The sequence below is a fragment of the Bradyrhizobium sp. HKCCYLS3070 genome (assembly GCF_051167575.1).
In the GTDB taxonomy this organism is placed as follows: Bacteria; Pseudomonadota; Alphaproteobacteria; order Rhizobiales; family Xanthobacteraceae; genus Bradyrhizobium.
On the sequence record NZ_JBNPTI010000001.1, the window covers coordinates 697,080 to 722,839 of the forward strand.

General features: G+C 65.2%; 22 protein-coding genes. 13 read left to right on the top strand and 9 right to left on the bottom strand.

Annotated features, from left to right (window positions below):
• Positions 1-3 precede the first annotated feature (3 nt).
• The 6 genes from ACQR03_RS03155 to ACQR03_RS03180 all read right to left on the bottom strand — a co-directional run bounded on the left by ACQR03_RS03155 (position 4) and on the right by ACQR03_RS03180 (position 6,110).
• A complete protein-coding gene (locus ACQR03_RS03155; protein ID WP_315714465.1) occupies positions 4-684 on the bottom strand; it encodes a site-2 protease family protein in 681 nt (226 codons plus the stop codon).
• A 55-nt stretch (positions 685-739) separates the two neighbouring features.
• Positions 740-1,129: a GFA family protein gene (locus ACQR03_RS03160; RefSeq protein WP_315714464.1), complete on the bottom strand. Its 390-nt coding sequence runs from the start codon at positions 1,127-1,129 to the stop codon at positions 740-742.
• 201 nt (positions 1,130-1,330) lie between these two features.
• Positions 1,331-2,077, bottom strand: coding sequence for an SDR family NAD(P)-dependent oxidoreductase (locus tag ACQR03_RS03165; protein WP_315714463.1), 747 nt, complete (start codon positions 2,075-2,077; stop codon positions 1,331-1,333).
• 115 nt (positions 2,078-2,192) lie between these two features.
• Complete coding sequence (locus ACQR03_RS03170; RefSeq protein WP_315749728.1) at positions 2,193-2,927, bottom strand: SDR family oxidoreductase; 735 nt, start codon at positions 2,925-2,927, stop codon at positions 2,193-2,195.
• A 141-nt stretch (positions 2,928-3,068) separates the two neighbouring features.
• Positions 3,069-4,892, bottom strand: coding sequence for an IlvD/Edd family dehydratase (locus ACQR03_RS03175; protein WP_315714460.1), 1,824 nt, complete (start codon positions 4,890-4,892; stop codon positions 3,069-3,071).
• A gap of 138 nt (positions 4,893-5,030) precedes the next feature.
• Positions 5,031-6,110 carry a LacI family DNA-binding transcriptional regulator gene (locus tag ACQR03_RS03180; protein ID WP_316194065.1) on the bottom strand — a complete coding sequence of 360 codons (1,080 nt, stop codon included), beginning with the start codon at positions 6,108-6,110 and terminating at the stop codon, positions 5,031-5,033.
• A 285-nt stretch (positions 6,111-6,395) separates the two neighbouring features.
• On the opposite strand from ACQR03_RS03180, the gene ACQR03_RS03185 reads away from it, so the two are divergent.
• The 7 genes from ACQR03_RS03185 (at position 6,396) to ACQR03_RS03215 (ending at position 14,176) form a co-directional block, all read left to right on the top strand.
• The gene (locus tag ACQR03_RS03185) at positions 6,396-7,457 is read left to right on the top strand and encodes an ABC transporter ATP-binding protein (RefSeq protein ID WP_315714458.1); all 1,062 of its coding nucleotides are present in this window, start codon (positions 6,396-6,398) and stop codon (positions 7,455-7,457) included.
• Between the two features lie 67 nt (positions 7,458-7,524).
• Positions 7,525-8,847, top strand: coding sequence for an ABC transporter substrate-binding protein (locus tag ACQR03_RS03190; protein WP_315714457.1), 1,323 nt, complete (start codon positions 7,525-7,527; stop codon positions 8,845-8,847).
• Between the two features lie 266 nt (positions 8,848-9,113).
• Positions 9,114-10,067: a carbohydrate ABC transporter permease gene (locus ACQR03_RS03195; protein ID WP_316192708.1), complete on the top strand. Its 954-nt coding sequence runs from the start codon at positions 9,114-9,116 to the stop codon at positions 10,065-10,067.
• The gene (locus ACQR03_RS03200; protein ID WP_315714455.1) at positions 10,064-10,972 is read left to right on the top strand and encodes a carbohydrate ABC transporter permease; all 909 of its coding nucleotides are present in this window, start codon (positions 10,064-10,066) and stop codon (positions 10,970-10,972) included. The genes ACQR03_RS03195 and ACQR03_RS03200 overlap by 4 nt, the downstream gene beginning before the upstream one ends.
• Before the next feature lie 220 nt (positions 10,973-11,192).
• The gene (gene denD / locus ACQR03_RS03205) at positions 11,193-12,176 is read left to right on the top strand and encodes a D-erythronate dehydrogenase (protein WP_316192707.1); all 984 of its coding nucleotides are present in this window, start codon (positions 11,193-11,195) and stop codon (positions 12,174-12,176) included.
• A gap of 75 nt (positions 12,177-12,251) precedes the next feature.
• Positions 12,252-13,421: an acetyl-CoA acetyltransferase gene (locus ACQR03_RS03210; protein ID WP_316173942.1), complete on the top strand. Its 1,170-nt coding sequence runs from the start codon at positions 12,252-12,254 to the stop codon at positions 13,419-13,421.
• A gap of 200 nt (positions 13,422-13,621) precedes the next feature.
• A complete protein-coding gene (locus ACQR03_RS03215) occupies positions 13,622-14,176 on the top strand; it encodes a GNAT family N-acetyltransferase (RefSeq protein ID WP_316173940.1) in 555 nt (184 codons plus the stop codon).
• A 214-nt stretch (positions 14,177-14,390) separates the two neighbouring features.
• Here the strand turns inward: ACQR03_RS03215 and ACQR03_RS03220 are convergent, their stop codons facing one another.
• Positions 14,391-14,954 carry a DinB family protein gene (locus tag ACQR03_RS03220; RefSeq protein ID WP_315749740.1) on the bottom strand — a complete coding sequence of 188 codons (564 nt, stop codon included), beginning with the start codon at positions 14,952-14,954 and terminating at the stop codon, positions 14,391-14,393.
• A 678-nt stretch (positions 14,955-15,632) separates the two neighbouring features.
• Positions 15,633-16,058 (bottom strand): GFA family protein, encoded by a 426-nt coding sequence (locus tag ACQR03_RS03225; RefSeq protein ID WP_315749742.1) that lies wholly within the window; start codon positions 16,056-16,058, stop codon positions 15,633-15,635.
• Positions 16,059-16,314: 256 nt separating this feature from the next.
• Here ACQR03_RS03225 and ACQR03_RS03230 point away from each other — a divergent pair, with 256 nt between their 5' ends.
• The 4 genes from ACQR03_RS03230 (at position 16,315) to ACQR03_RS03245 (ending at position 20,365) form a co-directional block, all read left to right on the top strand.
• Positions 16,315-17,520 (top strand): CaiB/BaiF CoA transferase family protein, encoded by a 1,206-nt coding sequence (locus ACQR03_RS03230; protein WP_315749743.1) that lies wholly within the window; start codon positions 16,315-16,317, stop codon positions 17,518-17,520.
• A 4-nt stretch (positions 17,521-17,524) separates the two neighbouring features.
• On the top strand, positions 17,525-18,691 hold the full coding sequence (locus ACQR03_RS03235; protein ID WP_315749745.1) for an acyl-CoA dehydrogenase family protein: 1,167 nt from the start codon (positions 17,525-17,527) through the stop codon (positions 18,689-18,691).
• Positions 18,692-18,875: 184 nt separating this feature from the next.
• The gene (locus ACQR03_RS03240; protein ID WP_315749747.1) at positions 18,876-20,012 is read left to right on the top strand and encodes a thiolase family protein; all 1,137 of its coding nucleotides are present in this window, start codon (positions 18,876-18,878) and stop codon (positions 20,010-20,012) included.
• The gene (locus ACQR03_RS03245; protein ID WP_316172012.1) at positions 20,009-20,365 is read left to right on the top strand and encodes a Zn-ribbon domain-containing OB-fold protein; all 357 of its coding nucleotides are present in this window, start codon (positions 20,009-20,011) and stop codon (positions 20,363-20,365) included. The genes ACQR03_RS03240 and ACQR03_RS03245 overlap by 4 nt, the downstream gene beginning before the upstream one ends.
• A gap of 675 nt (positions 20,366-21,040) precedes the next feature.
• Here the strand turns inward: ACQR03_RS03245 and glsA are convergent.
• Positions 21,041-22,900 carry a glutaminase A gene (glsA, locus tag ACQR03_RS03250; protein WP_316185944.1) on the bottom strand — a complete coding sequence of 620 codons (1,860 nt, stop codon included), beginning with the start codon at positions 22,898-22,900 and terminating at the stop codon, positions 21,041-21,043.
• Between the two features lie 384 nt (positions 22,901-23,284).
• On the opposite strand from glsA, the gene ACQR03_RS03255 reads away from it, so the two are divergent.
• A complete protein-coding gene (locus ACQR03_RS03255; protein WP_316164610.1) occupies positions 23,285-24,271 on the top strand; it encodes an IclR family transcriptional regulator in 987 nt (328 codons plus the stop codon).
• Positions 24,201-25,760, top strand: a complete 1,560-nt coding sequence (locus tag ACQR03_RS03260) for an acyl-CoA carboxylase subunit beta (RefSeq protein WP_315749753.1) — start codon at positions 24,201-24,203, stop codon at positions 25,758-25,760. Before ACQR03_RS03255 ends, ACQR03_RS03260 begins: the two co-directional genes overlap by 71 nt.

Genomic DNA, 25,760 nt, shown 5'->3' on the forward strand with positions numbered 1-25,760 from the left:
GATCTAGACATTACCCGTCAATAGCAGAAGCAGCTGCTTCAGAGAATCGGTCGTGGCGCGGAGCAGCCCCGACACGAGATCAAGATTGAGACCAAATTGGGAACCCGCCAGCGGCAGGAGGATCAGACATCCGATCAGAATCAGCATGCCATACGGCTCGAGCCGGGCAAGCGGCCGCGCCAGCGCCGCCGGCAGCACGCCCACCGCGACCCGGCCGCCATCGAGCGGCGGTATCGGGAGCATGTTGAACACGGCGAGCAGGATGTTGAACGAGAAAATATTCCACAGATTGCTGGCCACCCACCGCGCCGCCTCCGGTGGAACCAGCGGCAGGGCGTGGAACGCCAGTCCGGCCGCCAGCGCCAGCGCGATGTTGGTGGCCGGTCCGGCCAGCGCCACCATCACCATGCCGGCGCGCAGCGGCTTCAGATTGCGAAAATCGACCGGCACCGGCTTGGCGTAGCCGAACAGGAACGGCGAGCCGGACAGCAGCAGCATGCCCGGCAGCAGGACGGTGCCGAACGGATCGATGTGCTTGAGCGGGTTGAAGCTGACGCGACCGAGTCGCAACGCGGTGTCGTCGCCGAACCGCCAGGCGACGAAGGCGTGAGCAGCCTCATGAAAGGTGATGGCGATGATGATCGGCAGGATCCAGACGGAGATGCCGTAGAGCGAGATGTTCAAGGATCGGGGTTCCGGACGCGTTACCGCCTTACATAGGCACGATGGTTCCCCGATGCTACGCGGGATTCTCCGGAAATTGCGGCAGGCCGTCGCTGAGCTGCACCCAATCCATCTTTTCCGAGACCCAGATGTGCTCGGTCGGGGCAAAGGCGTTGCGGTCGTCGAAGCAGGCCAGGGCCACGCCGACAACCGGGCGCGTCCTGCGCCATGAGAACAGCCTGACGCCGCAGCGCGGGCAGAACATGCGATCGAGCGCGTCGGAGGAGGGGAAGCGCGCGGTTTCGCCGGTGATCGTCAGCGCGTCGTGCGCGAACAGCGCGCGGGCGAAGAACGGCGCGCCCGTCGCCCGCTGGCAGTTGCGGCAGTGGCAGACGCGTACGTTGATCGGCTCGCCGGTGCATTGGAAGCGCACCGCGCCGCAGAAGCAGCCGCCGTGGTGGGTCATGGTGGGACCTCCAACTGGTCATGATCTCTCGCGATCGTCAGCAGTACCGGAACGGTTCTGCCTATCGCCGTCATTGCGAGCGCAGCGGCGCCGCGGAGCAATCCAGGGCCGCGCGAGGAGCTCTGGAGTGCTTCGTCGGCTTTCGCCTCCTCGCAATGACGATTTCTCGGTGAGGACGGGCTCTATCGATCGGCACGCCGACTAATAAGTTGCGCGGCCACCGGAAATGTCGAATACGGCGCCGGTCGAGAACGAGCACTCTTCCGAGGCGAGCCACGACACCAGCGCGGCGAGCTCTTCCACCAGCACGAAGCGGCCTTTCGGGATCTTCGACAGCATGAAGTTGATGTGCGCTTCCGTCATCTGGTCGAAGATGGCAGTCTTCGCCGCGGCGGGCGTCACCGCATTGACCGTGATGTTGTGCTGCGCCAGCTCCTTGCCGAGCGACTTTGTCAGCGCGATCAGGCCGGCTTTGGACGCGGAGTAGTGCGCAGCGTTCGGGTTGCCCTCCTTGCCGGCGATCGAGGCGATGTTGACGATGCGGCCATAGCCCTGCTTCAGCATCACCGGCACGATCGCCTTGGCGCAGATGAAGGGACCGTCGAGATTGATGCGCAGCACCTTGCGCCACTCCTCGAGATCGGTCTCCCACACCGTCTTGTTGATGCCGGCGATGCCGGCATTGTTGACCAGGATGTCGATGCTGCCGAACGCGGCCAGCGTCGCGTCACGGGCGCCTTCGACCGCTTTGGTGTCGGTGACGTCGACCTGCAGCGCCAGCACCTCCGGACCGATCGCCTGCGCGGTCTTCTCCGCCAGCGCGATGTCGTGATCCCAGATCGCAACCTTCGCGCCCGACGACTTGAAGCGCTCGGTGATGGCGCGGCCAAAACCTTGCGCGCCGCCGGTGACCACGGCGCAGCGGTTGGTAAGGTCGATGTGGTTCATGATGTTTCCCCGGTCGATCTTTGTTGTCGTCATTCCGGAGCGCGCGCAGCGCGAACCCGGAATCTCGAGATTCCGGGTTCAGCCCTGCGGGCTGCCCCGGAATGACGGAGCAGAACTACAGCGTCCAGCCGCCGTCGATGGTATGCGCGACGCCGGTCGTGAACGCGCTCTCGTCGCTGGCAAGATAGACCGCGAGATGGGCGATCTCCTCCGCCGTGCCGAGCCGGCCCATCGGCTGGCGCGAGATGAACATCTCCAGCCCGTTCGGGCCGGCCGAGGCCGCGCGTCCGAGCATCGAGGGCGTTTCGATCGTGCCCGGGCAGATGCAGTTGCAGCGGATCTTCTTGCCGACGAAATCGGCGGCGACCGAGCGCGTCAGCGCCGCCACGGCGGCCTTGGTCGCACCGTAGACGTAGCGGTTCGGTGCCGCCTTGAACACGCCCGCGGCGGAGGCGATGTTGACGATGGCGCCGCCGCCCTGATCGAGCATCTTCGGCAGGAAGGCGCGGATGGTGCGATGCATCGACTTGACGTTCAGATCGAACGAGAAATCCCAGTCGTCGTCGGAGCAGTCGAGGATGGTGCCGTTGTGCACGAAGCCGGCAGCGTTGAGCAGGATCTCGACCTTGCCGACCCGCTCGGCCATCGCGTTCACGGCCGCGGTGTTGCGCACGTCGAGCGTCGCGACCTCGGCAATGCCTTCGCTCTTCAGCGTGCTCAGGCCGTTCTCATCGATGTCGGTGGCGAATACGGTGGCGCCTTGACGCGCGAAGGCAATGGCACAGGCGCGGCCGATGCCGGCAGCGGCGGCAGTGACGAAGGCGCGCTTGCCCTTGAGACGGTCGGACATGGAGTCTCCCTTGGGAATTGACTTCTTAGTTATCGTCATTCCGGGACATCGCGAAGCGATGGGCCCGGAATCCATAACCACGATCGGGAGTATGGATTCCGGGCTCGCGCTTCGCGCGCCCCGGAATGACGGCAGTTGGGTCTAGTGATTATGCCTTGCCACACCCACGGTGCCGGCGATGTTGTGATAGCGCGTGGCAAGCTCCATGCAGGCGCCGGTGGCCTGCTGGCCGACGGTGTTGCGATAGAGCTCCTGCCATGGCGTCTGGTTGGCGGGGTGCGGGAAGCCGCCCTTGGCCTTCAGCTCGGCGCGCCGCTTCGCAAGCTCCTCGTCCGAGATCAGGATATTGGCCGAGCCCTTGTTGAGGTCGATGCGCACGCGATCGCCGGTCTTGAGGATTGCGAGCCCGCCATCGGCGGCGGCCTCCGGCGACGCATTGAGAATCGACGGTGAGCCCGAGGTGCCGGACTGCCGGCCGTCGCCAATGCAGGGCAGGGACAGGATGCCGCGCTTGATCAGCGCCGCCGGCGGCTGCATGTTCACGACCTCGGCGCCGCCGGGATAGCCGATCGGACCGGCGCCGCGGATGAACAGCACGCAGTGCTCGTCGATCGCAAGCTGCTCATCATCGATGCGGTCGTGATAGTCCTCAGGCCCCTCGAACACGATGGCGCGGCCCTCGAAGGCGTTCGGGTCCTTCGGATTGCTGAGATAGCGGTCGCGGAACTCCTTGGAGATCACGCTGGTCTTCATGATCGCGGAATCGAACAGGTTGCCGCGCAGCACCAGGAAGCCGGCATCCTTCACCAGCGGCTTGTCGTAGGACCAGATCACGTCGCCGTCGGGCTTCGCTGCCTCGCGGCAATTCTCACCCATGCTGCGGCCGTTGACGGTGATGACGTCCTCGTGGATGCGCTTGTGCCGCATCAACTCGCCGATCACGGCCGGCACGCCGCCGGCGCGATGGAATTCCTCGCCGAGATAGAAGCCGGCCGGCTGCATGTTGACGAGCAGCGGCACGTCGTGGCCGACCTTCTGCCAGTCGTCGATGTCGAGCTCGACGCCGACATGGCGCGCCAGCGCGTTGATATGGATCGGCGCGTTGGTCGAGCCGCCGATCGCGGAGTTGGCGACGATGCAGTTCTCGAACGCCTTGCGTGTCAGGATGTCGGATGGCTTCAGGTCTTCCCACACCATGTCGACGATGCGCGTTCCGGTCTCGTAGGCGATCTGGCCGCGCTCGCGATAGGGCGCGGGGATCGCGGCGCAGCCGGGCAGGGACATGCCGAGCGCCTCGGCCAGCGCATTCATCGTCGATGCCGTGCCCATGGTGTTGCAATGGCCAACCGACGGCGCCGAGGAGGCGACGATCTCCATGAACTCCTCATAGCCGATCTCGCCGGCGGCGAGCCGCTCGCGCGACTTCCACACCACGGTGCCGGAGCCGGTGCGCTGACCCTCGTGCCAGCCGTTCAGCATCGGGCCGCCCGACAGCACGATGGCGGGGATGTTCACGGTCGCCGCGGCCATCAGGCAGGCCGGCGTCGTCTTGTCGCAGCCGGTCGTCAGCACCACGCCGTCGAGCGGATAGCCGAACAGGATTTCGACCAGGCCGAGATAAGCGAGGTTGCGGTCGAGCGCGGCCGTCGGGCGCTTGCCGGTCTCCTGGATCGGATGGGTCGGAAATTCCATCGCGATGCCGCCGGCGGCGCGGATGCCCTCGCGGACGCGGTGCGCCAGCTCGATGTGGTGGCGGTTGCAGGGCGAGAGATCGTTGCCGGTCTGGGCAATGCCGATGATCGGCTTGCCCGACTGCAGCTCAGCCCGGGTCAGGCCGTAATTCAGATAGCGCTCGAGATAGAGCGCGGTCATGCCCGGATTGTGCGGATCGTTGAACCACGCCTGCGAGCGCAGCTTGCGGCTTTTGTCAGCGCCGTTGCCGGCATGCCCGTTCGAGTTCGTCATGTGTTTTCTCCCGCAGTGCAAACGTGGCGAGGCCGGTCCGTCGTCTGCGCGCCATCGGCCCGCTGTCGAAGATCGCCTACGTCTTTCGTTCAAGTCGTCGTTGGTTCGAGTGGTTCTAGTTCATGGCTTTTGGTTGCGCTACCATTTTGTTCCGGAAGCGCGCCCCGACGCGGGCTGCGGACTTGCGGCGGCGCGCTGCAAGGTCGAGCTCTGCCGTTCGATCACCTCGAAGCCGAGATCGACGACGCGCTGCGCCACGGGACGGCCTTCGACGGCGTCCATGATCATCGTCGCCGCACGCCGACCCATCTCGTAGCGATTGGTGCGCACGCTGGTGAGCGTCGGAACCGCCGCGGCCATGAATTCCATGTCATTGAAGCCGACGATCGCGATCTGCTCGGGTACCGCAATGTGCCGGCGCTGGCATTCGAACAGCACGCCGAGCGCGAGATCGTCGTTGGCGCAGAACACGGCGTCGAGATCCGGCGCCTTCATCAGCAGATCGGAGAACAGGCTGCCGCCCATTGTGGTCGAGGTCGGAACAGGCGCCGTGACGATGAGACGCGGGTCGAACAAGCCGGCCTCCTTCATCGCGTTCTGATAGCCCTGCAGCCTGCGCTGCACCCTTGGGTCCATGCGGGCGCCGATGAAGCCGATGCGGCGGCAGCCCTGCGCGAGAAGGTGTGAAATGGCTGCAAAACAGGCATCGACGTGCGAAAATCCGATCATCATGTCGATCGGGTCGGCGCCGAGCTCCATGATCTGCACGACGGGACAGTCCGCTGCCTGGATGATCGACCGGCTCTCCGCCGTCTGGTCGAGACCGGTCACGATCAGGCCGGCCGGCTTCTGCATCAGGAACAACCGCAGCAGGCGCTCCTCCTGCAACACGCTGTAGCGGGTGTTGGCGAGCTGGATGCTGTAGCGGCTGCCTTCGAACGCATCATAGATGCCCCGCAGCACGTCGGAGAACACGTTGTTGGTGAGGGAGGGTATCAGCACGCCGATCACTTCGGTGCGCTGCGATGCGAGAGCGCGCGCGGCGAGGTTCGGCACATAGCCGAGCTCCTTGGCGGCACTCTCGATCCTCGTGCGGCGGCCGGCCGAGACCGTGTCGGGATTACGGAAGAAGCGTGACACCGTGATCGGGCTGACGCCCGCCAGTGCCGCAACTTCGGTCAGCCGGACTTTGCCCGGCTCGATGCGTTTCCGTCCCATGCCTCGCTCATAGCATAGGCGGTCTGGTACACAAGCGATATTGACAGCGCTATCACGCGGTTGCTAAGCGAGGCATTGCGGAAGCGAACTGAACTGCGGACAATGTCGGCCGCACTGGCCCTGTTTCGGAGCCGGTCGGAACGACCAGAGCCAACAAGACCATCAAAAACAAGACTGCACGACCAGGACTACAAAACGACAAGCGGCCTGATCAAACGGCCGAGAACAACGGTCAGAATGCCGCCGGCAAGCAGCCAATGCTGTCGGTCTTTGAGGAGGAAATTGATGTCGTCGGTGCAAATTCGCGACGTGCGCAAATCATTCGGCGGATTCGAAGTGCTGCACGGCGTGACGATTCCGATCGAGGATGGCGAGTTCGTCGTGCTGGTCGGGCCGTCCGGCTGCGGCAAGTCGACGCTGCTGCGCATGCTCGCAGGGCTCGAGAACATCACCGCCGGAACCATCTCGATCGGCGAGCGCGTCGTCAACAACGTGCAGCCGAAAGAGCGCGACATCGCGATGGTGTTCCAGAACTACGCGCTATATCCGCATATGACGGTCGCCGACAACATGGGCTTCTCGCTGAAGCTGCGCGGCGCACGGCCGGAGGACATCAAGAAGGGCGTCGCGCGCGCCGCCGAGATCCTGGCGCTGACGCCGCTGCTCGACCGCTATCCGCGCCAGCTCTCCGGTGGCCAGCGCCAGCGCGTCGCGATGGGCCGCGCCATCGTGCGCGATCCGCAGGTGTTCCTGTTCGACGAGCCGTTGTCGAACCTCGACGCCAAGCTGCGCGTCGCGATGCGCACCGAGATCAAGGAGCTGCATCAGCGTCTCAAGACCACCACCGTCTACGTCACCCACGACCAGATCGAGGCCATGACGATGGCCGACAAGATCGTCGTGATGCATGACGGCATCGTCGAGCAGATGGGCTCGCCGCTCGATCTGTACGACAAGCCGGACAACCAGTTCGTGGCCGGATTCATCGGCTCGCCGGCGATGAACTTCCTCAACGGCCACCTCAAGTCCAACGGCTCGGTCTATGTCGAGACCGAGAACGGCGCCCGGCTGCCGATCCTCACCGCGCCGGCTGCCTCCGACGGCCGCCCCGTCGTCTACGGCGTGCGGCCCGAGCATCTCGAGCTCGCCAGCGACGGCATCGAAGCCGAGGTCGTCGTGGTCGAGCCGACCGGTTCGGAGACGCAGATCGTCGCCCGCATCGGCACCCAGGACATCATCGCGGTGTTCCGCGATCGCCACGAGGTCAATCCCGGCGAGAAGATCCATTTGCGCCCGCGCGCGTCGGCGGCGCATCTGTTCGACAAGGATAGCGGCCGGAGGATTTGAGCCGGCCGCTCGACGCAACGACACAACAAACAAAACAAGCAAAATACTCAACGGGAGAAAACTTCAGATGGCTCATTTCCCCACCGATCGACGGTCTCTGCTCAAGGGCGGCGCGACCTTGCTGGCGGCTGCCGCGACCATGTCGGCCGAGGACCTGCTCGGCTACGCCAAGGCCTGGGCGCAGACCTCGCCCTTCAAGCCCGAGCCCGGCGCCAAGATCAACATGATGCGCTGGAAGCGCTTCGTCGAGGCCGAGGACGTGGCCTTCATGAAGATCGTCGACGCCTTCCAGAAGGCCAACAACGTCACCATCAACGTCTCCAACGAATCCTATGACGACGTCCAGCCCAAGGCCTCGGTCGCGGCCAATACGGGGCAGGGGCTCGACATGGTGTGGGGCCTCTACACGCTGCCCTTCCTGTTCTCCAACAAGTGCGTCGACATGACCGACGTCGCCGATTACCTCGGCAAGAAGTGCGGCGGCTGGACCGACTCGGGCAAGGCCTATGGCATGCTCGACGGCAAGTGGATCGGCATTCCCGTGGCGGCCACCGGCGGTCTCATCAACTACCGCGTCTCGGCGGCTGAAAAGGCCGGCTTCAAGGAGTTCCCGAAGGATCTCGCGGGAATGTCCGAGTTCTTCAAGGCCATGAACAAGAACGGCACCCCGGGCGGCATGGCGCTCGGCCATGCCTCGGGCGACGCCAATGGCTGGGTGCACTGGGCGCTGTGGGCGCACGGCGGCAATTTGATCGACAAGGACAACAAGGTCGTCATCAACTCGCCGGAGACCGCCAAGGCGCTCGAATACGTCAAGGGCCTGTACGACAATTTCGTGCCGGGCACCGCGTCGTGGAACGATAGCTCCAACAACAAGGCGTTCCTGGCCGGCCAGCTCTACGCGACGGTCAACGGCATCTCGATCTACGTGACCGCCAAGAAGGAGGCGCCGCAGATCGCCGAGGACATGAACCACGCGCATCTGCCGCCCGGCCTCGACGGCAAGACCCGCGAGATGCATCTGGGCTTCCCGATCCTGGTGTTCAACTTCTCGAAGTATCCGCAGACCTGCAAGGCGTTCACCGCCTTCATGCTGGAACCGGAGCAGTTCAATCCGTGGATCGAGGCGGCGCAGGGCTACCTGTCGCACTTCCTCAAGGCCTATGACGCCAACCCGATCTGGACCGTCGATCCGAAGAACACGCCGTATCGCGACGTCGCGGCGACCGCGACCACGCCGGCCGGCGTCGGCAAGCTCGGCGAGGCCGCTGCGGCCGCGATCGCCGACTTCGTCCTGGTCGACATGTTCGCGAACTACTGCACGGGCCGCGAGGACGTGAAGACGGCGATGGCGAGCGCCGAGCGCTCCGCCAAGCGCATCTTCCGCTGAGGCGAGGCCGACCGGCGCGCGAGAGCGCCGGTCGCCATCGTCGGAGGGTGGGCAAGGCGCAACGCGCCGTGCCCACCGTCATTGCGAGCGCAGCGACGTGTCCGCCATAGCCCGACGGGCGACGGCGGAAGCAATCCAGGGCCGAACGTTGGACTCTGGATTGCTTCGTCGCTTCGCTCCTCGCAATGACGGAGTAACTCTATCCGTCCCGAACGCCGGTGGGCGCGCGTCGCTCACCCCACGGTTCGAAGGGAGCTGCTGGATAAATGAGTACCATTCAGACCTCGTTGCCACGAGGCGCCGCCGTCGGCGAGCCCTCGGCATGGGTGCGCATCAAGACCAACCGCAACGTGATCGCGCTGTGGTTCATGCTGCCCGCGGCGGCTTTCCTGATCCTGTTCCTGGCCTATCCGCTGGGGCTCGGCGTCTGGATGAGCTTCACCGACGAGAAGATCGGCCGCAGCGGCGTCTTCGTCGGTCTGGAGAACTACGAATGGCTGTGGGACGACTCGATCTTCTGGCTGTCGGTGTTCAACACGCTGCTCTACACGATCGTGGCGAGCGCCATCAAATTCGCCATCGGGCTCTATCTCGCGCTGCTGTTGAACCGGCACATGCCGTTCAAGGCGATGATCCGCGCCATCGTGCTGATCCCCTTCATCGTGCCCACGGTGCTGTCGGCGATCGCGTTCTGGTGGATCTACGATTCCCAATTCTCGATCATCTCCTGGTCGCTGATCAAGCTCGGCGTCATCACCCAGAACATCAACTTCCTCGGCGACACCTCCTGGGCGCGCGCCTCCGTCATCATCGCCAACATCTGGCGCGGCGTGCCGTTCGTCGCGATCACCTTGCTGGCCGGCCTGCAGACCGTGTCGCCCTCGCTCTATGAGGCCGCCACGCTCGACGGCGCCACCAGCTGGCAGCGCTTCCGCTTCATCACCTATCCGCTGCTGACGCCGATCATCGCGGTCGTCATGACGTTCTCGGTGCTGTTCACCTTCACCGACTTCCAATTGATCTGGGCGCTCACCCGTGGCGGCCCCGTCAACGCCACGCACCTGATGGCGACCTTGAGCTATCAGCGCGGCATCATCTCCGGACGGCTCGGCGAGGGCGCCGCGATCGCCACCGCGATGATCCCGTTCCTGATGGCGGCGATCGCGATCTCCTGGTTTGGCATGCAACGGCGCAAATGGCAGCAAGGATCCGACCAATGACCGACACCACGCTGCACGCCAAGGCGCCCACCACGGCCGGCACCGACGAATCCGAGGGCATGAGCTACCTCGAGTCGCTGCCGCGCCGGCTGATCACGCTGTATCTGCCGCTCGGCATCATCCTCGTGGTGCTGCTGTTCCCGTTCTACTGGATGGGGCTGACGTCGATCAAACCGGACGAGCAGCTGATCGACATGGAGAAGTACAATCCGTTCTGGGTGGTGCATCCGACCTTCAAGCACATCTCCAAGCTGCTGTTCGAGACGCAGTATCCGCGCTGGCTGTGGAACACGATGTATGTCGCGGTCGGCGCCACCACGCTGTCGATCTTCGCTTCCGTGCTCGCGGCCTATGCGATCGTGCGGTTGCGCTTCAAGGGCGCCGACACCGTCGGCGTGCTGATCTTCTTCGCCTATCTGGTGCCGCCGTCGATCCTGTTCATCCCGCTAGCCTCGGTGATCCAGGCCTATGGGCTGTTCGACTCGCCGTTGTCCTTGATCCTGGTCTATCCGACGCTGCTCATCCCGTTCTCGACCTGGTTGCTGATGGGCTACTTCAAGACCATCCCGTTCGAGCTCGAGGAATGCGCGCTGATCGACGGCGCCAGCCGCTGGCAGATCCTGGTGAAGATCGTGGTGCCGCTCGCCGTGCCCGGCCTGATCTCGGCCTTCATCTTCTCGTTCACCCTGTGCTGGAACGAGTTCATCTACGCGCTGACCTTCCTGCAGTCGACGCCGAACAAGACCGTGCCGGTCGCCATCGTCAACGAGTTCGTCGACGGCGACATCTACAAATGGGGATCGCTGATGGCCGGCGCCCTGGTCGGCTCGCTGCCGCTGGTCATTCTTTACGCCTTCTTCGTCGAGCATTATGTGTCGGCCATGACCGGCGCGGTGAAGGAGTAGGCGGCTTTGTCCGCGAGCCGGGTCAAGGCGTCGCTTGCTGCTCACGCGGATCTCAACTCCCGTCATTGCGAGGAACGAAGCGACGAAGCAATCCAGAGCCATTCCGATGACTCTGGATTGCTTCCGCCGTCGCCTTTCGGGCTATGGCTGACAAGTCGCTTCGCTCGCAATGACGAACGTTGAGACCACGCCCAATCGTTGCATTTGAAGGAGCATACCCTTGCATATTCTCGTTCTCGGCGCCGCCGGCATGGTCGGGCGCAAGCTGGTCGAGCGTCTCGTCCGCGACGGCCGCCTCGGCGACAAGGCCATCACTCGCATGACGCTGCAGGACATCGTCGCGCCGGCCAAGCCCGACACGTCCATCGCCGTCGACACCATCGCCGGCGATTTCGCCGTGCCCGGTTTCGCCGAGAAGCTGGTCGCCGACCGTCCCGACGTGATCTTCCATCTCGCCGCAATCGTCTCCGGCGAGGCCGAGCTCGATTTCGACAAGGGCTACCGCATCAATCTCGACGGCACGCGGATGCTGTTCGACGCGGTCAGGCTGATCGGCGACGGCTACAAGCCGCGGCTGGTCTTTACCTCGTCGATCGCGGTGTTCGGCGCGCCGTTCCCCGAGGCCATCGGCGACGAGTTCGTCAACGCGCCGCTGCTCAGCTACGGCACCCAGAAGGCGATCGGTGAGCTCCTGCTGGCCGATTACAGCCGCCGCGGCTTCTTCGATGGCGTCGGCATCCGCCTGCCGACCATCTGCATCCGCCCCGGCGCGCCCAACAAGGCCGCCTCCGGCTTCTTCTCCAACATCCTGCGCGAGCCCTTGGCCGGCAAGGAGGCCGTGCTGCCGGTGTCCGAGGACGTCCGCCACTGGCACGCCACGCCGCGCTCGGCGGTCGGCTTCCTCCTGCATGCCGCAACCATGGACACGGCCAAGATCGGCCCACGCCGGAACCTGACCATGCCCGGCCTGTCGGCGACGGTTGGCGAGCAGATCGCAGCCCTGCGTCGCGTGGCAGGCGACAAGGTGGCGGATCGCATCAAGCGGGAGCCGGATCCCTTCATTGTGGGCATCGTCGCCGGCTGGCCGCGGAATTTCGAGGCCAAGCGGGCTCGCGAACTCGGCTTCACCACCGAGGAAAAGACCTTCGACGACATCATCCGGATTCACATTGAGGATGAGCTCGGTGGCAAGTTCGTGGCCTGAGACGGCCGCCAGCCTCTGGACTCACATGGCGCAAAGCGCCATTTGAGGGGCAGGGAGACATTCGGGAGAGAGAGCATGACCGCCAGCATCGTCGGATGGGCGCATACGCCATTCGGGAAGTTCGACGCCGAGACCGTCGAGAGCCTCGTCGTCAAGGTCGCCAACGAGGCGATCGCCGACGCCGGCATCTCGGCCGGTGACGTCGACGAGATCGTGCTCGGCCATTTCAACGCGGGCTTCTCGCCCCAGGATTTCACCGCCTCGCTGGTGCTGCAGGCCGATCCGGCGCTGCGCTTCAAGCCGGCGACCCGGGTCGAGAACGCCTGCGCGACGGGCTCGGCCGCCGTGCACCAGGGCATCCGCGCCATCGCCGCCGGCGCCGCGAAAATCGTGCTGGTCGTGGGCGTCGAGCAGATGACGCGCACACCGGGCCCGGAGATCGGCAAGAACCTGCTCAAGGCGTCCTACCTGCCGGAGGACGGCGACACCGTCGGCGGCTTCGCCGGCGTGTTCGGCAAGATCGCGCAGGGCTATTTCCAGAAATACGGCGACCAGTCCGACGCGCTGGCGCTGATCGCCGCCAAGAACCACAAGAACGGCGTCGCCAATCCCTACGCGCAGATGCGCAAGGATTTCGGCTTCGAGTTCTGCCGCTCCGAGAGCGAGAAGAACCCTTACGTCGCCGGCCCCCTGAAGCGCACCGACTGCTCGCTGGTGTCCGACGGCGCCGCCGCTCTGGTGCTGACCGACAGCGAGACCGCGAAGTCCTTCGCGAAAGCAGTGAACGTGCGCGCGACCGCGCACGCGCAGGATTTCCTGCCGATGTCCAAGCGCGACATCCTCGCCTTCGAGGGCTGCACCGTGGCCTGGCAGCGCGCGCTGGAGAAAGCCGGCGTCACGCTGTCCGATCTCTCCTTCGTCGAGACCCATGACTGCTTCACGGTCGCCGAACTGATCGAGTACGAGGCGATGGGCCTGACGCCGCGGGGGCAGGGTGCCCGCGCCATCAAGGAGGGCTGGACGCTCAAGGACGGCAAGCTGCCGGTCAATCCGTCCGGCGGCCTCAAGGCCAAGGGCCACCCGATCGGCGCCACCGGCGTCTCCATGCACGTCATGACCGCCATGCAGCTCACCGGCTCCGCGCCGGAAGGCATGCAGCTCCCCAATGCCAAGCTTGGCGGCATCTTCAACATGGGCGGTGCGGCCGTGGCCAACTACGTCTCGATCCTGGAGCCGGCGAAGTAAGGATCAACGACCGTCTATCGTTTGTCATTGCGAGCGAAGCGACTTGTCCGCCATCGCCCGAAAGGCGGCGGCGGAAGCAATCCGGGGCCGCGCGTGCCGCTCTGGATTGCTTCGTCGCTGCGTTCCTCGCAATGACGGTGATACAGGAGAGCTTCCGCGATGCGGAAGCTCTTTGTCATTGACTGGTCCGATTGCCCATCATGATCATCTCCACCGAACGCCTGACCTTGCGCGAGTGGCGCGACGACGATCGCGCGCCGTTCGCGGCGATGTCCGCCGATCCGGCCGTGATGCAATTCCTCCGCGCGCTGCCAACGCGGCAGGACTCGGACCGGTGGATCGATTTCCAGATCGCCCATCAGGCCGCGCACGGCTTCGGCTTCTGGGTGGTCGAAGATCGCGCCACCGGCACTTTCCTCGGCGCCACCGGCCTGTTCCGCGTCGCCTTCGATGCGCCGTTCACGCCGGCGGTCGAGATCGGCTGGCGGCTGTCGCGCGCGGCCTGGGGGCGGGGGATTGCGACCGAGGCGGCGCGGGCGTCGCTCACGTTCGGCTTCGATGAGCTCGGCCTCCACGAGATCATCGCCTATGCCGCGCCGGCCAATCAGGCGTCACAGAACGTCATGCGCAAGCTCGGCATGATCAGGAACGAGGCGTCGGATTTCGATCATCCGCGAGTCGAGGCGGACAGCCCGTTGCGCCGGCAGGTGATGTACCGGCTTCCGCGCGAGGTGTGGGCCAATGCCTCGTGCTGATCTCTCCTCCCAGTCATTCCGGGGCATTCGCGCGCAAAATGGCGAAGCCATTTTGAAGCAGCGCGAATGAGCCCGGAATCCATAACCACAGGACGAGGTGTGTCGAAGGCAGGCGCCACGAGCATCTCGCGCCCCACGGCCGGTTGTGGCTATGGATTCCGGGCTCGCGCTGCGCGCGCCCCGGAATGACGGAGGGAGGGAAGCCACGCGTGCATCAGCTCCGCCACACCTTTTCCTCGCTGAACCCCAGCTCGACGAAATCCTTCGCCCGCAAGCTTGAATCATCCGCAGGGAAAAACTCGTCGAGCTGCGGCGGCTTCACTGACGTGCTCGACAGCATGGCATGCGCCTGGCCGCGGTGATGGATGTCGTGCTGGAACAGGTGCAGCAGCAGCCGGTCGCAGCGCTCGTTCTGTACCCGGCTCTCGCGGTTGATGCGGACGGTGTCGTCGAGCCGCGCCGGCGTCAGCGCCTCGCAGAATGCAATCAGCCGGCGGTCCATCGCGCCCTGCGCCTTCGCAAGATCTGCGAGGCGCGGGAACGGCACCTCGTTCTGCCACGCCATCGGGCCGAGCCAGCCGCCTTCCAGCGCGTCGATGTAGAATAGGTCGATGATGTAGATGTGGTTCAGCGTCCGCTGCAGGCTGGGGAAAAAGCCCGTGCGCTCGGCAGCGAAATCCTCGGCGCTGAGCTGGCCGCAGGCGGTCAGCAGCCGGTGATTGGCCCAGGCATTGTTGTAGGCGAACGCGCGGAAGGTCTGGACGAGATCGGCGGGCATTGATCAGGGCACCCCGTGATGGCTCGCCGCAGATCATACGGAACTCCGTGCTCCCTTCACCATCCATTTCGGCGGGCCGGAGCGCATCATCCCCATGCGCTTTTGCGGAACTCTGCCGGGATCGGCCAAGCGGCGATTTTCTCCAGGGCCTTCAGGCTGATTTGGCCTGTCCAGTCCCCTGGTCAAAAAGATTCATGTTTCGCTTTTCCAGAAAATATGCTTCACTCTCCCCATCCTGCTTCGCCACGAGGGGCGCTTCGCGATCGTCACGAACGTTGAGGCAGGGAGGCGGTGGCCGCGACGTGTCGCAGCGTAGCTTGTCTGCGCGGACGAACGGCATGGCGCGGACGTGAAGTCGCGTGGTCCCGGCATCCCGACGCTGATGCCAAGTTCGCGGGGCATGATGATCCCCAAGGACGACGGTGGCCAAAAGCCGGCGCACCGAGGAGAGCGCGAAATAAGCGTGAAAACCATCGCGCAGGGAAGGCCGGGTCGGTCCGGCTGAACCTGTGGTTCTCTCCCCGTGCTTTCTTTCGCACGGGGGCCACGGGTGCCAGTCGGCACCCGGCCTTCCCTGCGCCCTCTGTTTCGAAGGGGGCGGCTTCGATCAGCACAGCTCGGACAGATCCTGTCGCGAGGCCATCGATGCTTGGGTGCTTGCGAAAAGCAGACCTTGTCTCACTCCGGCATCATCTCGCCGGAGCCGCCGAACTCCGCCGGGAAATCCTTCAGCTTCGGCAGGCCATCCCTGATGGGCAGCACCGTCTCCGCGTAGTTGACGTGCACACCGGGCGTGAACTTCAGCGTCGGAATCGTCGCGGCATAGACGTCGATCATGCCGAGCGGCGGGTGGTCGGTCATCAGATGCCCGCCACACTTGGTGCAGTATTTGCGGTGGCTCATGTCGGTCTTGTGATAGCTGCCGATCGCGTCAGCCCCCTTGGTCACCCGCACGTTCGCAGGCTTCCACAGGGTGAAGGCGTTGACCGGACCGGCCGACCAGGAGCGGCACGACGAACAGTGGCAATAGCCCATCGCCTCCGGCTCGCCATCGGCCTCGATCTCGACCGCGCCGCAGAAGCATTTGCCCTGATAGAGCGTCATGAGTGTTCTCCCTCGTGTTTGTTTTGGATGTTGGACCGGCATGCTGACACACCTGAACGCTGAAATGGAATCCTAGAATGCAGCTCGCGGCGGGGAACATCTGGTGCAGCGCGGCGGTCGTCGTCCGTGATCCGCGACACGGAATGTTGCGGCGGGGGATCTGACGCATGGCCCCATACCCGCGCGGCGGCTTGCTAGGGAACATCAGGTGCCGTTAGCTCTGGCGACAACAAGCATCGAGGGAGCCGACGCCACGATGGGACCGCTTGCGGGCATCAAGGTCATCGACATGACCACCGTGCTGATGGGGCCGTATGCCGCCCAGACGCTCGGCGACTACGGCGCCGATGTCATCAAGGTGGAATCGCCGGAAGGAGACGTCACCCGCAAGATCGGCCCGTGGCATCATCCGGGCATGGGGCCGGTCTATCTCAATACCAACCGCAGCAAGCGCGTGATCTGCCTCGACCTCAAGAAGCCCAGGGGACGCGAGGCCGCGCTGCGGCTCATCAAGGACGCCGACGTCCTGCTCTACAACATCCGGCCGCAGGCGATGGCGCGGCTGAACCTCGGCTATGACGTGGTCTCCGCGCTCAATCCGCGGCTGGTCTATGCCGGTGTGTTCGGCTTCGGCCAGGATGGTCCCTATGCGGCCAAACCGGCCTATGACGACCTGATCCAGGGCGGGGCGGCGCTGTCGCATCTGATGGCGGTCGCCGGTGACGGCACGCCGCGTTATGTGCCCAATGCGCTGGTCGACCGCATCGTCGGCCTGACGGCGGTCGGTGCCATCTGCGCCAGCCTCGTGCACCGTGACCGCACCGGGCGCGGCCAGCGCCTGGACGTGCCGATGTTCGAGACCATGTCGGCCTTCATCATGGGCGACCACATGGGCGGGCTCACCTACCAGCCCCCGCTCGACAAGGGCGGCTATGCGCGGCATTTGTCGCCCGACCGCAGGCCCTACAAGACCGCCGACGGCCATATCTGCGTGATCGTCTACAACGACAAGCAATGGGACGCGTTCTTCACCGCGTCCGGCCGCACCGACCTGCGCGCGGATGACAGGTTCAACAGCTTTGCCCGGCGTGCCGCCAACATCGATTTCGTCTATGCCGAGCTCGCGCGCATCTTTCAGACGCGCACCACGGCCGAATGGACCGATCTGCTGGATGCCGCCGATGTGCCGGTCATGCCGATGCACGACCTCGAAAGCCTGCTGAACGATCCGCACCTCGTGGCGACCGATTTCTTTCCCGTGGTCGAACATCCGACCGAAGGTCCGATCCGCAGCACCCGCGTGTCCGCGACCTGGTCCGAGACCAAGGCCGAGCCGCTGCGTCTGGCGGCACGGCCGAACGAGCATGGCGCGGTTATCCTGCACGAGCTTGGTTTCTCGGACGAGGAGATCGCCGCGATGATCCGCGACGGCGTGACGACGCCGGCGCCTGCCAGGGAGTGAGACGATGGATTTCGCGCTCTCCGCCAACCAGGAATCGATCCGCGATGCGGTGGCCAAAATCTGTGCTCGCTTCGACGATGCCTACTGGCTGAAGAAGGACAAGGAGGGCGGTTTTCCCGCCGACTTCCACAGGGCCTTGGCCGAGGCTGGCTGGCTCGGCATCTGCATCCCGGAGGCGTATGGCGGCTCCGGGCTCGGCATTCTCGATGCTGCGATCATGATGCGCACCATCGCCGAATCCGGCGCCGGCATGTCCGGTGCCTCGGCGATCCACATGAACGTGTTCGGGCTCAATCCGGTCGTCGTGTTCGGGACCAAAGAGCAGTGTGCGCGGATGCTGCCGGGCATCGTCGATGGCAGCGAGAAGGCCTGCTTCGCCGTGACCGAGCCGAACACCGGCCTCAACACCACCCAGCTCAAGACGCGTGCCGTGCGCAAGGGCGACCGCTACATCGTCAACGGCCAGAAGGTGTGGATCTCGACCGCGCAGGTCGCCGAGAAGATTCTGCTGCTGGCGCGCACGACGCCGCTGGAGGAGGTGAAGCGCCCGACCCATGGGCTCAGCCTGTTCTACACCGATTTCGACCGCAGCCGGATCAAGGTGCACGAGATCGAGAAGATGGGCCGCAAGCCGGTCGACTCCAATGAGCTGTTCTTCGAGGATGTCGAGATTCCGGTCGAGGATCGCCTGGGCGAGGAGGGGCGCGGCTTCGACTACATCCTGCACGGCATGAATCCGGAGCGTATCCTGATTGCCGCCGAAGCCGTCGGGCTCGGTCATCTCGCACTGTCGCGCGCGTCGGCCTATGCGAAGGTGCGCAACGTGTTCAATCGCCCAATCGGCCAGAACCAGGGCATCCAGCATCCCCTGGCGAAGAACTGGATGGAGCTGGAGGCCGCGTGGCTGATGGTGCTGCAGGCCGGCTGGCAGTACGACCAGGGCCGGCCTTGCGGCCCGGCGGCGAACGCCGCGAAATATCTCGCCGCCGAAGCCGGCTTCCACGCCTGCGAGCAGGCGGTGATGACCCATGGCGGCTTCGGCTATGCGCGCGAGTATCACGTCGAGCGCTATTTGCGGGAATCCCTGATCCCCCGCATCGCCCCGATCAGCCCGCAACTGATCCTCAGCTTCATCGCTGAGAAGGTCCTCGGTTTGCCGAAGTCGTATTGAGATGGGTTCTGACTGAGATGATGAACGCAATCGTGATGGACGCACAATGCCTGCATTCCCGCCCCCCTTGTGGGGGAGGGGCAGGGAGGGGGGTACCCCACGAAGGCTCGTCGTGCGGCCATCCCCACCCCCGACCCCGCCCCACAAGGGGGAGGGGGGCGCAGCGGCGCTCGTGGTGGGGACCATGACCTACATCACCGGCACCGGGCTTACCTCGTTCGGCAGGCATGACGGCCGCTCGTCGCTCGACCTGATGAGCATGGCGGCGCAGCTTGCGCTGGATGATGCCGGGCTGACGCGGCGCGACATCGACGGCATCCTGTGCGGCTATTCCACGGTGTCGCCGCACATCATGCTCGCAACCGTGTTCGCCGAGCACTTCGGCATCACACCCTCTTACGCCCATGCGGTGCAGGTCGGCGGCGCCACCGGGCTCGCGATGGTGATGCTCGCGCATCACCTGGTCGAAGCCGGCGTCGTCAGGCACATGCTCGTGGTCGCCGGAGAGAACCGGCTGACCGGGCAGAGCCGCGATGCGTCGATCCAGGCGCTGGCCCAGGTCGGCCATCCCGATTATGAGCTGCCGCTCGGGCCGACCATCCCTGCCTATTACGGCCTCGTCGCCTCGCGCTACATGCACGAATACGGCGTCACCGAGCATGACCTCGCCGAGTTCGCCGTGCTGATGCGGGCGCATGCGCTCGATCATCCCGGCGCGCAATTCCATGAGCCGATCACCATCGCGGACGTCATGGCATCGAAGCCGGTGGCGCGGCCGCTCAAGCTGCTCGACTGCTGTCCGGTGTCCGACGGCGGCGCCGCCATCGTCGTCAGCCGCGAGCCGACCGGAGCGATTGCGGTGCACGTGCGCGGCTGTGCCCAGGCGCATACGCATCAGCACGTCACGGCGGCGCCGGCCTTGAGCGAGCTTGGTGCCGAAATCGCGATCGCGAAGGCGAAGGCAGCAGCGGGTGTAGACATCAAAGACGTCGACTACGCCGCCGTCTATGACAGTTTCACCATCACGCTCTGCATGCTGCTCGAGGATCTCGGCCTCGCCGGCCGCGGCGAGGCGGCGGCGCGGGTCAGGGCCGGTCATTTCAGCCGCGACGGCGCCGTGCCGCTCAACACCCATGGCGGGCTGCTCAGCTACGGTCATTGCGGCGTCGGCGGCGCCATGGCGCATCTGAGCGAAGCGCATCTGCAGATGACGGGGCGCGCCGGACCTCGCCAAGTCCGCGAAGCAGCGCTGGCGCTGCTGCACGGCGATGGCGGCGTGCTGTCGTCGCATGTCAGCATGTTCTGGGAGCGTGTGCGATGAGCGAATCGTCCGACTGGACCAGGGGGGGTGCAGCGATTCGCTTTCAGCGCTGTGCGTGCTGTGCCCACCTGCAGTATTTCCGCCGCGGCTTCTGCGCGGCCTGCGGCTCGCTTGCGCTCACCGATCACGCGGCGACGGGCGAAGGTACCATCTATGCGGCATCATTGGTCTGTCGTGCCGCGACGCCGGAGACGCGCGCGCATGTGCCCTACAACATCGTGCTGGTGGATATGCGTGAGGGCTTTCGCATCATGGCCCATGGCGACCACGAACTTGCGATCGGCGATCTCGTCATGGCCTGCTTCGTCACCTTCGCAGGCGGCATCGTGCCGTACTTCGGGAAAGTCAAATGAAGATGGGGAACAGAACGACGTCTGAAAAGGTCGACCGCGGGCGGCCGAGGCGGGACGATACGCATGAAAAATTCGTCCCGACCCGGATCGCCGCGCGATTGACACAATACTGTTACGCTACGCCTACTAACTCAAACGCAACTCAACTCGGTCGTTCGCGTGAGCAATCAAGCTCACATTCCTACCTACGGGCGATGAAGAAACTGCGACGCAGAACCTCCAGACAGCCCTTCATCGCCCGTAGAACAGGACGCTGGCGATGACGATCATGGATGTCACCGCCAGCATATGCGCGAGTGCCTCCGACGTTGCCCTCTTAGTGGCTTCCTTCATGCCGTTTCCTCCCTGGACACTGGACACGACTCTCCGTGGCGCAAATACACACGCTACGTCGGCTGGAATTTTACTCGGAACACCCCACTTCGACGTTCGCTTCGCGAGTCCCCACTCGGCGTTCATCGACGGTTCAGAACATCGTCGGGTAATGCGGCGTGAATTGGGCTCGCTTATGGTTGTCCTGCGACCGAGTCCCGGTAACGTTTAGGCGAGCCCGTACAAATACGAGTGATGCGAATTATCGACCGGAAGCTGTTAGTTACTGTGAATTGCAACCTTGAGTATTTGTTTGCTTCGACCGCGTGCGACACGTCGATGACGGACTTCGACGCACTGAAATCAGTCTGCCGCGAGCAGGTTGAGCCGCGCATTGGCGACCGTCAGGCGCTCCGCCAACAGTTGCGCCAGATTGCGCATGATGCGCTCGCCGGCTTTCGGATGGCGCACGCGGAAACGCTCGAAATCCACCAGCGAGATCTCGAAAGCGGTGGCGGAGAAATCCGCGACGACGTCGGCGGAGCGCACGGGCTCCAGCAGTGCCATCTCGCCGAAGCATTGCCCTGCCGTCAGCGTCGCGAGCCGGATGCCGTCGGGCAGGGTGACGTGGACGACGCCGGAGCGCAGGAAGAACAGCGAGGCCGCAGCATCGCCGGCCGCAAGGATGCGTTCGCCCTGCCGATAGTGCCGGATGATCGCCAGTGCCGCGAGCTCATGGCGCTCGTCCGCGGAGAGCCCCGCGAGCAGCGGCTGCTCGGCGAGCTCGGTGGTTTCGAGGAAATCGATGGCGCCGCCATAGCGATAGACGATCTGGTCCTCGGCCCATTCGATCGCGGCGTCGAGCAGGTAGAAGTCGCGGACGTTCCTGATGTCGCCGGTGCGGGCCGCGATTTCCTGCCATTCCGGCGAGCTGCGGCGGATGCCCGACAGCACGACGGTCACGTCGAAGTCGGCGAGCTCGTGAAACAGCTCGGAAAGCAGGCGCACGCCTGCTTGTGTCATCGCGGTGACGCGATGGAGGTCGACGATGACGAATTGCGGTCGCGTGCTCGCCGCAAGCTGGCGCGAGACGTAGTCGACGTTGGAGAGCGACAGCGTACCGACCAGCTCGAGCACGCGCACCGCGTCCGGATGTGCGGCGAGGATGTTGCGCTCCTGCGCGCGGCGGCTGCGCCGCGACGGGCTGGCGCCGATGTCGTAGTCGGCGATGATCGTGGTGCGCGCATCGTCGGAACGGTTGAGCATGTGCAGGCCGTAATGCGCCGACAGCGCCTCGCAGACCTTGATGCCGCGCACGCTGTTGCCGTGACCGTCGAGCCTGGGCGAATAGCTGCCGAGCCCGAGCCGCGCGGGCAGGCTCGCCAGGATGCCGCCGCCGACGCCGCTCTTGGCAGGAATGCCGACACGGTAGATCCACTCGCCGGCGAAGTCATACATGCCCGACGAGGTCATCACCGACAGCGTGCGCGACACCGCATAGGGCGTCACCACCTGCTCGCCGGTGACGGGATTGATGCCGCGATTGGCGAGCGTGGCCGCCATGATCGCGCAGTCGCGCGCGGTGACGAGCACGGCGCATTGCCGGAAGTAGACCGCGAGCACGTCATCGACAGGCTCCCTGATGACCTCCGACGTCCGCAGCAGATAGGCGATCGCGCGGTTGCGATCGCCGGTGGCGGCTTCCGACGCGAACACCGCGTCGTCGACATCGAGCTTGCGGCCGGCGAAGCGGCCGAGCGCGTCGCGGATGGTCTCGAAGGCGTCATTCTGACGTGCCTTGCGGATCAGACCGCTGCACGCGATCGCGCCGGCATTGACCATCGGATTGAACGGGTGGTTCTCCGCATTGAGCCGGATGGAATTGAAGGGATCGCCGGACGGCTCGACGCCGATCACGCGCTCGACCTCGTCGGAGCCGAGCGTATCGAGCGCGAGCGCGAACACGAACGGCTTCGACATCGATTGGATCGTGAACGGCACGCGGCTGTCGCCGACCTCGTAGACGTGGCCGTCCAATGTGGCGAGGCCGATGCCGAAATGCGCCGGGTCGGCCTTGCCGAGCTCGGGGATGTAGTTCGCAACGGTGCCGTCATGATCGGGCCAGAAGTCGGCATGGCAGGCCGACAGGAAGCGCTGCAGCGGCGGCATCGCGGCCGTCGCCCAATGCTGCGGATGTCGGATCGGCCTCGGGTGGGTGGTCATGGCAAGCTCGGCGGGAACAAGGTCTCGCGCCGGTTATGTCGCAGCCGCGACGGCGCAGCCAGCCCACACTTGTCGCAACGCTGGTCAAATGTTGCCGCTGCTCACCGATTGAGCGGGTTTGCGGGCGCGATGACCGTCCCGTGTTGCCATGCGCGAGAGGCGATGCCCATCGAAAGCCGCCGCTGCGGTACCGCGCGTTGGAACCGGCGACGATCGTCCCTCCCGCATCCTGCAGCCGATTGCCTGAGGATGCCGAGTCTTGTGCCAACACGCTGAAGAATGGCGGGTTTTGGAGACGGTCTGCTGTTGTGACGGCAAAACGGCTGGGCTAGCTTGTTCAACAAGCGGAATATCATTCCGCATGACGGAATTGGTGGGAAACGCATGGGACGACGGTCTGAGCGATTGAGCAGGGGCAGCATGCTGCCCGGAGATCTCGCCGGCGAGGGCGAGGTCATTCAGGTGGTGTCGCGGGCGTTCGACGTGCTTCGCTGTTTCGAGGGGCACGAGGCGCGGCTCGGCAATCTCGAAATCTCCAACCGCTGCGGCCTGCCGCGGTCGACGGTGTCGCGGCTGACGCACACGCTGACGCGCATGGGCCAGCTGGTCTACCTGCCGCGCGATCAGAAATACCGCATCGGCCCGAGTGCCGTGGCGATGAGCACGTCGATGACCAGAGGCTTGCAGCTGCGCAATCTGATCCGGCAGCGGCTGCAGGACGTCGCGGAGCAGTTGCCCGGCACCGTCGGCTTCGTGATTCCCGATCGCTTCCACCTCGTCTATCTGGAGTTCGGCCGCGCCGCGAATGCGCTCGGACTGCATGAGACCACCGGCAGCCGCATCTCGATGGCCTCGACCGCGGCCGGTCATGCCTATGTCGCCGCGCTCGAGCCGGAGGTCGGCGACGCCTTGCTGGCCGAGATGGAGCGCGAGATGCCTGACGCGGCCAAGCTGCTGCGGCCACGCCTCGAGCACAACAGACAGTTTCTCAAGGAGCATGGCTACGTCGTGGCCTGCGGCCTGTGGAGTCCGCACATCAATGGCGTCGCGCTGCCGCTGTGGTCGCCGCAATACCAGACCTATGTCGTGCTCACGATCGGGCTGTTGTCGGCGATGTACGACGAGCAGCGGCTGCATGACGAGGTCGCCCAGCCGATGCGCGAGCTCGGCCGCAGCATCGCCGCGCTGCTGCAGGGCGCGGAAGCCGACGTCTTCAACAACCGGATGGACAGAAAACCGCTCCAGGTGAACGCGAAGACTAACCACAAGAACAAGACCATCACCGGGGCAGGGGGAACGAATGAGTTGGCAGCCGGAGCTCGAGGAACTGGCCCGGCGCGAGGCCTTCGCGCGGGAGATGGGCGGGCCTGACAAGGTCAAGCGTCAGCACGACCAGGGCCGTCTCACCGTTCGCGAGCGCATCGACGGCGTCGTCGATCCCGGCAGCTTTCACGAGATCGGCGCGGTCGCCGGCCTCGGCGAGTATGACGAGCAGGGCGAGCTCAAGCACGTCACGCCCGCCAATTGCGTGTTCGGGCGCGCCCGCGTCGACGGCCGCACCGTGGTCGTGGTCGGCGACGATTTCACCGTGCGTGGCGGCTCGGCCGATGCCTCAATCGCCGCCAAGCCGTTGATGGCGGAGGAGATGGCGCACGACTTCCGTCTGCCCATCATCCGTATCATCGAGGGCTCCGGCGGCGGCGGTTCGGTCAAGACGATCGAGACCAAAGGCGCGGCCAATCTGCCCGGCGGCATCGGCGGCAATCGCTGGTACCGCTACACGACCGAGAACATGTCGCTGGTCCCGGTGGTCGCGCTCGGCCTCGGCTCGGTCGCGGGGCTTGGCGCAGCGCGGCTCGCGGCGAGCCACTACTCGGTGATGACCAAGCAGTCGGCGATGTTCGTCGCCGGGCCGCCGGTCGTGAAGCGCCTGGGCCAGGACCTCGGCAAGATGGAGCTCGGTGGCGCCGACATCCAGACCAAGGCCGGCGGCGTCGATCATGCTGTGGACACCGAGGCGGAGGCGTTCGCCTGCGCGCGGCGCTTCCTGTCCTATCTGCCGTCGTCGGTCTACGAGCTGCCGCCGACCTTGCCTTGCACCGACGATCCGCAGCGCGTCGACGAGCAGCTCATCAGCGCGGTGCCGCGGGATCGCCGGCGCGTCTACAAGATGCGGCCGATCATCGAGTCCGTCGTCGACAACGGCTCGTTCTTCGAGGTGGCGCAGAACTATGGCCGTCCGATCATCATCGGCCTCGCGCGGCTCGAGGGCCGCGCGGTGATGGTTCTGGCGAGCGATCCCTATCACTTCGGAGGCTCATGGACGGCGGACGCCTGCCAGAAGGTGATCCGCTGGGTCGACTTCGCCGAGACCTTCCATCTGCCGATCGTCTACCTGATGGATTGCCCCGGCTTCATGGTCGGCCTCGAGGCGGAGAAGGCCGCGACCATCCGCCACGGCGTGCGCGCGATGGCCGCCGTCAACCAGTCGACGGTGCCGTGGTGCACGGTGATCGTGCGCAATAATTTCGGCGTCGCTGGCGTCGTTCATCAGCCGGCCGATCGATTCTCCATCCGCTATGCCTGGCCGTCGGCCCATTGGGGCTCGCTGCCGCTCGAGGGCGGCATCGAGGCGGCGTATCGCGCCGAGATCGACGCCGCGCCGGATCCGAAGGCCAAGCTCAAGGAGATCGAGGAGCGGCTGACCAAGCTGCGCTCGCCGTTCCGCTCGGCCGAGAAGTTCTGGGTCGAGGAGATTATCGATCCCCGCAAGACGCGCGCGCTGCTGTGCGAGTTCGCCCGCCTCGCCGAGCCGCTGCGCACGCCCGGGCCGCCCACGGCGATGACGACGCGGCCGTGA

Excerpts from the sequence above, each read along its gene's own strand:
- ACQR03_RS03160 (WP_315714464.1), bottom strand. The coding sequence starts at position 1,129 with ATGACCCACCACGGCGGCTGCTTCTGCGGCGCGGTGCGCTTCCAATGC.
- ACQR03_RS03165 (WP_315714463.1), bottom strand. The coding sequence starts at position 2,077 with ATGAACCACATCGACCTTACCAACCGCTGCGCCGTGGTCACCGGCGGC.
- ACQR03_RS03170 (WP_315749728.1), bottom strand. The coding sequence starts at position 2,927 with ATGTCCGACCGTCTCAAGGGCAAGCGCGCCTTCGTCACTGCCGCCGCT.
- ACQR03_RS03175 (WP_315714460.1), bottom strand. The coding sequence starts at position 4,892 with ATGACGAACTCGAACGGGCATGCCGGCAACGGCGCTGACAAAAGCCGC.
- ACQR03_RS03180 (WP_316194065.1), bottom strand. The coding sequence starts at position 6,110 with ATGGGACGGAAACGCATCGAGCCGGGCAAAGTCCGGCTGACCGAAGTT.
- ACQR03_RS03185 (WP_315714458.1), top strand. The coding sequence starts at position 6,396 with ATGTCGTCGGTGCAAATTCGCGACGTGCGCAAATCATTCGGCGGATTC.
- ACQR03_RS03190 (WP_315714457.1), top strand. The coding sequence starts at position 7,525 with ATGGCTCATTTCCCCACCGATCGACGGTCTCTGCTCAAGGGCGGCGCG.
- ACQR03_RS03195 (WP_316192708.1), top strand. The coding sequence starts at position 9,114 with ATGAGTACCATTCAGACCTCGTTGCCACGAGGCGCCGCCGTCGGCGAG.
- ACQR03_RS03200 (WP_315714455.1), top strand. The coding sequence starts at position 10,064 with ATGACCGACACCACGCTGCACGCCAAGGCGCCCACCACGGCCGGCACC.
- ACQR03_RS03210 (WP_316173942.1), top strand. The coding sequence starts at position 12,252 with ATGACCGCCAGCATCGTCGGATGGGCGCATACGCCATTCGGGAAGTTC.
- ACQR03_RS03215 (WP_316173940.1), top strand. The coding sequence starts at position 13,622 with ATGATCATCTCCACCGAACGCCTGACCTTGCGCGAGTGGCGCGACGAC.
- ACQR03_RS03220 (WP_315749740.1), bottom strand. The coding sequence starts at position 14,954 with ATGCCCGCCGATCTCGTCCAGACCTTCCGCGCGTTCGCCTACAACAAT.
- ACQR03_RS03225 (WP_315749742.1), bottom strand. The coding sequence starts at position 16,058 with ATGACGCTCTATCAGGGCAAATGCTTCTGCGGCGCGGTCGAGATCGAG.
- ACQR03_RS03230 (WP_315749743.1), top strand. The coding sequence starts at position 16,315 with ATGGGACCGCTTGCGGGCATCAAGGTCATCGACATGACCACCGTGCTG.
- ACQR03_RS03235 (WP_315749745.1), top strand. The coding sequence starts at position 17,525 with ATGGATTTCGCGCTCTCCGCCAACCAGGAATCGATCCGCGATGCGGTG.
- ACQR03_RS03240 (WP_315749747.1), top strand. The coding sequence starts at position 18,876 with ATGACCTACATCACCGGCACCGGGCTTACCTCGTTCGGCAGGCATGAC.
- ACQR03_RS03245 (WP_316172012.1), top strand. The coding sequence starts at position 20,009 with ATGAGCGAATCGTCCGACTGGACCAGGGGGGGTGCAGCGATTCGCTTT.
- glsA (WP_316185944.1), bottom strand. The coding sequence starts at position 22,900 with ATGACCACCCACCCGAGGCCGATCCGACATCCGCAGCATTGGGCGACG.
- ACQR03_RS03255 (WP_316164610.1), top strand. The coding sequence starts at position 23,285 with ATGGGACGACGGTCTGAGCGATTGAGCAGGGGCAGCATGCTGCCCGGA.
- ACQR03_RS03260 (WP_315749753.1), top strand. The coding sequence starts at position 24,201 with ATGAGTTGGCAGCCGGAGCTCGAGGAACTGGCCCGGCGCGAGGCCTTC.